Origin of the sequence: Streptomyces sp. NPDC127084 (genome assembly GCF_042724175.1) — a bacterium.
Lineage (GTDB): Bacteria > Actinomycetota > Actinomycetes > Streptomycetales > Streptomycetaceae > Streptomyces.
In genome coordinates this window covers 1,941-3,610 of sequence record NZ_JBHXFA010000298.1, presented here as the reverse complement: position 1 = coordinate 3,610, position 1,670 = coordinate 1,941, and the positions used below count along the sequence as shown (strand labels likewise).

Annotated in this window: 1 protein-coding gene; it reads left to right on the top strand. The window is 65.5% G+C overall.

What is annotated here, in order from left to right:
- Positions 1-1,302: 1,302 nt before the first annotated feature.
- The coding region (locus ACFWI9_RS33400; protein ID WP_387168813.1) for a YncE family protein at positions 1,303-1,670 on the top strand (368 nt) is incomplete at its 3' end.

The following is a 1,670-nucleotide window of genomic DNA, read 5'->3' as shown; positions in this document are numbered from 1 at the left end:
TCCAGGCATTCGACATCGCCTTCGACGGACGCCTCACCCACAACCGAATCTGACCCACTACACCAACCCAGTTACACCGTTCACTGGACAGACCCTGGACAGACCCGGGCGGTTCACGGTCACGTCTGTCATCAGGTGGCACTCCACTTTCAAGATCCACCGTTGACCGTACAGACCCCCCCCGCCCGGCGGTTCAGATGGGTGAGTTGTTCTGCGAGCCTGTCCGGTGCGCACTCCATATGTGGATGACGGTAGGCACTATATGTGGTTCGTGACACTTGTTGCGCTTTCATGGCCGGCATGGTTCTCAGAGAGTGGGGTAGTCGATGGTTTCTGACGGGTTGAGAAGGTCCCGGTTTGGTCCGCTTCCGGCGCGGAGACGCGCGCTCGTCGGCAGTGCGCTGGCGGCGCTGGTTCTCGTGGGTCTGGGTTATAGCGCTGAGGCATCCGTGCCGGTTACGCGGACAGACGGGCAGGGTTTGTCGTCGGCGAGCGATAGATGTGAACGGTATCCCAATGGTGGGGGCGTTCTCGGGGGCGTGGGCTGGTGCAAAGACCGTGGCCCGACCGGAGCTCGAGGACCCACCGGAGCCACGGGACCCACGGGACCCACCGGAGCCGCTGGTACCGCAGGAGCACCCGGACCCACCGGAGCCACCGGAGCCACTGGTACCGCAGGAGCACCCGGACCCACCGGCCCCACCGGAGCCACCGGAGCCACTGGTACCGCAGGAGCACCCGGCCCCACCGGAGCCACCGGAGCCACCGGAGCCACTGGTACCGCAGGAGCACCCGGCCCCACCGGAGCCACGGGGCCGGTGGGGCCGGTCGATACCGAGATCGTTATCGGGGATCCCGTGACGATTCCCGGCGGGCCGTGACGCGCGTTCTCACATTCGCGGGAGAACGTCCAACGCCCGTGTTGGAACCAGACCCATATACGGTCACCCTTCCCACGCTCGCGCGGGCCGATGTCCTGCGCCTGCTTCTCCCACTCACGTAAGAGCGGGGAAGACCAGCCATACCTCCCACCCTCACGGCTCGCCACGCTCCCCAGCGCCGCGAGGAACACCCCATCACCACGACCCAAGCCCGCGTCGCGTACAAAAAGCACGAGCAGCCCCTAGGGAAGAAGCACACCCCGGGCGGGCCTGTTGCTTGTCCCGGGATACACCCCTCCCAGCCCCATCTCCCGGGCTGACGGCGGAAGAAGAAGCCCAGCGAGGCGGTGGCACGCCGCGCTTCGCGACTCCACCAACGGTTCACACCACCTGAGCACGTCGAAAAGAGCAGGAGGCTTTCATGTCGGGTATCGCGGTACAGCAGGTAGCGGCACAAGAACCCGCGAACCCAAGCACCCGACATCCGAAAGCATGGCTCTCCCGACTGCGTGCCTGTACGGCAGGCCTGGCGATCCTGATCGGCCTCAGCACCCCACTCACCCTGGCCACCCCCGCCACCGCCGCACCAGGCACCTACACCTACGTCACCAACTTCAGCTCGAACAACGTGTCGGTGATCGACACCACCAACAACACCGTCCTCACCACCATCCCCGTCGGCACCCAGCCGTTTGGTGTGGCCATCTCCCCCGACGGCGCACGCGCCTACGTCACCAACCTCGACTCGGACAATGTGTCGGTGATCAACACCACCGACAACACCGTCCT